At 68.4% G+C, this 4,018-nt stretch carries 2 protein-coding genes and 2 pseudogenes; all 4 read left to right on the top strand.

Going from position 1 to position 4,018, the window contains the following annotated elements; translation table 11 throughout:
• Positions 1-1,391: pseudogene (locus ACJA3G_RS31930) on the top strand (hypothetical protein); the annotation flags it as partial.
• A 55-nt stretch (positions 1,392-1,446) separates the two neighbouring features.
• Complete coding sequence (locus ACJA3G_RS31925; protein ID WP_406556531.1) at positions 1,447-1,947, top strand: YbaB/EbfC family nucleoid-associated protein; 501 nt, start codon at positions 1,447-1,449, stop codon at positions 1,945-1,947.
• Positions 1,944-2,261, top strand: coding sequence for a hypothetical protein (locus ACJA3G_RS31920; RefSeq protein WP_406556530.1), 318 nt, complete (start codon positions 1,944-1,946; stop codon positions 2,259-2,261). The genes ACJA3G_RS31925 and ACJA3G_RS31920 overlap by 4 nt, the downstream gene beginning before the upstream one ends.
• A gap of 9 nt (positions 2,262-2,270) precedes the next feature.
• Positions 2,271-4,018 (top strand): annotated as a pseudogene (locus tag ACJA3G_RS31915) (hypothetical protein); the annotation flags it as partial.

The following is a 4,018-nucleotide window of genomic DNA, read 5'->3' as shown; positions in this document are numbered from 1 at the left end:
CGCCCGGTGTGATCCCCCCGCCGCTCCTCCCCAACGGCATCGGCGGCAGCCTCAACCCCGGCGGCTCCCCGACCGTCGTGAAGAGCGCCAAGGGGCCCGACGGGTCCACCACCTCCTACAACAGCGACGGCTCCCGCACCACCACCCACAAGGACGGCACCACCACCACGGTCCGTCCCGACGGGACCACGGAGACCACCAACCCCGACGGCTCCAAGACCGTGCTCAACAAGGACGGCAGCGAGACGATCACCTACCAGGACGGTACGAAAACCACGGTCAGGTCCGACGGCTCGACGCTCACCCAGTACACCGACGGCACCGTCACCAAGCACGCAGCCGACGGCACACTCACCACCACCGACGCCGAGGGCCGCAGCACCACCAGCCACCCCCAGCCCGGCGCGACCGTGCGCCACCCCGACGGCTCCAGCACGGTCTACGGCAAGGACGGCGTGACCACCACGACGTACCCCAACGGCACCAAGACCACCATCGCCGCCAACGGCACCGTCACCACCCTCGACCCGGACGGCACCAAGACCGTCTCCTACCTCGGCAAGGGCACCTCGACGATCCACTACGCGGACGGCTCGGTCTCCCAGGTGGGGCGCGACGGCACCGTCGCGACCACGTACAAGGACGGCGGCACCACCAAGCTCGGCCCGGACGGCACCTACACCCAGGTGGACGCGAGCGGGCACAAGACGACCGAGCACCTGAACGTCACCGGCGGCGGGAACAGCCCGCAGACGACGCACAACTCCGACGGCTCGTCGACGACGAAGTACCCGGACGGCACGATCGACAAGCAGCTCAAGGACGGCGGCCACCAGATCACGTATCCGGACGGCCGCACGGTGACCACCGATGCCTACGGGCGCACCACCGGCGCCAACACCGCGCTGACGCCCAACAAGACCGGCTCACGCCTCTCCGACTACAGCTACTACGACTTCCCTGACAGCAAGAGCGTCACCTCGCTCACCGGTGGCAACCACGCGGGATCGGGCGGTACGGGCGCGGGCGGCCGGATGCCGCTGCTGTCGATGAATCCGATCGGTGCGCAAGCCCTCGCCTCCGGCGGAGCGGGCGGCGGTGCCTCCGTGCCCGCCGGCGCCGACCGCACCCGCTCCATGGCGGTGGCCGAGGCTTCCGCGGCTCGCGGCAGAGCAAGCCAACTCGCCGCCGAGGAAGCTGCGTTGATGTCCCGCCGCCCCAACACCACCTCGGGCGGTATGCCGATGGTGCCGCCCATGGGCGGCGGAATGGGCGGAGGCATGGGCGGCAATACCCAGAGCGACGAGCGCGAGCGCTCGACCTGGGTGAGCGAGGACGAGGAAACGTGGGGCACGGACGGTACCGGGGTGTCAGCCGCCATCGGCCGCTGACACCCCCCTTCGAACGCCACACACGATCACGTACGAGGACGGCAGGAGCACGGACATGAGCAACCATCTGGAAGAGCGGCTCGCAGAGGCGATGGCGGAGTTCGAGGAGACGCGCGCCATGTTGGCCGACGCGGCAGCCGCCGCGTCCCGCGTCTGCGCGACCGTGATGGCCAAGGACCGCTCGGTGGAGGTGAGCATGGGCGCACAAGGCGAGCTGACGCAGATCCGCTTCCCGACGAACGCCTACCGCAGCATGCCGTCCGCGCAGCTCGCCAGTGTGCTGATGTCCACGATCAGCTCGGCGCGCCGGCAGGCGGCCGACCAACTCGCGGACATCTACCGGCCGTTCGGCCCCATCCCGGCCCTTTCCCCGGACGTCTCCGGAGGTGTTACGGAGGTGGACTGGGCGGAGATGTTCGCCCCGCTGCGCGAGGAAGGCGTCCCGACACCGCCGGTCAAGGCACCGCCCCGGGGTTCGTCGGGCGCCCTCCTCGATGAGCTGGTGGAGGACGAGGAGGCGGCCGGAGCCGCCCGGCCGGCGGCGGAGCAGCGATGAGCGACGGCGCGCTTGAGGTAGACCCGGACGGCCTCGGCCAGAGCGGCCAGAACATGGCTGACGTAGCCGGCAAGATCAAGCTGATCCGGGACGAATACCTGGACAAGCTCACCTCCTACCGGGGTTGTTGGGGCGACGGCGAGTTCGGTGAGGCCTTCGCCAAGAAGTACGTGCCCGCCGAGAAGGACGCCACTGACGGCCTGACCGGCCTGTACGAGGGGCTGAACGGGAGCGCCCAGAGCCAGCTGGACACCAGCCAGAGCTCCCGCGACCTGTCGGAGAACATCAACACTCAGCTTCGCCACGGAAGGTAGAACCGCACGGTGTCTTTGGAGTTCCCGCCGGAATGCGCCTGGCTGTTCGCCGCCCTCACCGGAGAGAAGCCCCCGAGCGGCGACGAGGACAAACTGTTCGCGCTGGCCGAGGTGCACAAGGACCTTTACGGCAAGCTGACGAACGACCTGAAGCAGCAGATCGCGGAGGCGCTGGGCTACACCCACAGCTCCTTCAAGGGCGATGCCGCCGAGATGTACCAGGCGGCGATGAAGAGCTTCATCGGCGAGGACGGGCTCAACTACTTCAACGCGGTGGCCGACCAGGCCAACCTTCTCGCGCAGTTCAGCCGCAAGGGCGCCACGCAGCTCCAGTACACCAAATACATGATCATCGCCCAGCTGGTGGAACTGCTGGTAGAGGCGATCGTGGCGGCAGCCACCGCCTTCTTCTTCGGGGCCTCCCTGCAGGCGTACTTCGCCAAGGTGGCCATCGTGCGCTGGCTCATCAGGTTCCGGCTCGGCCGGCTCGTGATGATGCTGGTCACCCATCAGCTCATCAACGTCGGCATGGGCGTCGCCATGGACCTCCTGGTGCAGTGGTCCCAGCTCAACCAGGGCACCCGTGACAAGTTCGACGGGGACCTGACGAAGAACGCGGCCCTGTCCGGCATGATCCAGGGCCTTCTGGCCGGCCCGTTCCAGTTCCTGGGCAACAAGTTCGGCAAGGGCCTCGCGAACCTGTTCGGCAAGGACAGCGGGAAGAACATCGGCAAGCAGCTCGACGAGGTGTTCAAGCCCAAGAAGCCGGGCCTGCCCGATCCGAAGGCCCCCAAGTCCTTCGGCGACGACCTCGCGAAGAACTTCGGCGACCACATCCCCAAGACCGCCGGCCCCAAGGAAGTCTCGGACAAGGCCGCCAAGGAATTCATCAAGTCCGTCGGCGACACCTTCGACAAGCACCTCAAGCGCGACGGCGCTCGCGAGGTGGGCGAGAACTGGGCGCGCACCCTGCTCAGAGATACGGGCAAGAGGGACCTGCCGCGCAACCTTGAGAACACCCTCAAGCCACTGGGCAAGGGCCTGGACTCGGACGTCTCCAGAATACTCAGCCGCGGCACCGCCGACGCCCTGGCGCAGAGCATGCTGCGCCACTGGTCCCAGGTCGGCGGGAACGCTGTGGGCAAGGGTGTGTTCGAGGGTGCGCACGCGGCCGTGTCCGAGGGCATGTACAACCTGATCTTCTCCGACGAGCACACGTTCAAGACCTCCGGCCTCACCTTCGGCTCCGGCATGGTCGAAGGCCGCCTGAGCCACATCATGGAGCTGGGCGGCGAGCGCCTGGGCGACGACATGCGCCACAAGCTCCTCTCCGGCGGGATGGGCACGCCAGGTGGTCTCACGTCCCACGGCACCGGCGACTCCTCCGGTACCGGTACACAGCAGTCCAACGCCTCCACCACCTCCCAGGGTGCAGGCGGTTCGTCCTCGTCCGGTGGGTCCAGTGGCTCCAGTGGGTCCGGCAGTGCGCAGACCCCCTCGTCAGTCCCCCAGAACGCCACGGACGACGCGACCGCAGAGAACCCCGCGGCAGCCGACGCCGACGCTGTCACCGCCGAGACGTCGCCCACGTCCCCGCACCTGGGCGCAACGACCGACGACGACTCCTTCATCACCCTGATCCCCTACGACGGGGACGAGAGCGAAACCGACGGCTCCCCCGACCACTCGGCTGCGGCACCCGCCACGGTCAGTGCACCCCTGGCGGCCTCCTCCCCCCAGCCGAGCGCAACCCCCGC

The organism is Streptomyces sp. YS-3 (genome assembly GCF_045257485.1).
Classification (GTDB): Bacteria; Actinomycetota; Actinomycetes; order Streptomycetales; family Streptomycetaceae; genus Streptomyces.
This window is presented reverse-complemented; position numbering and strand designations above follow the sequence as displayed.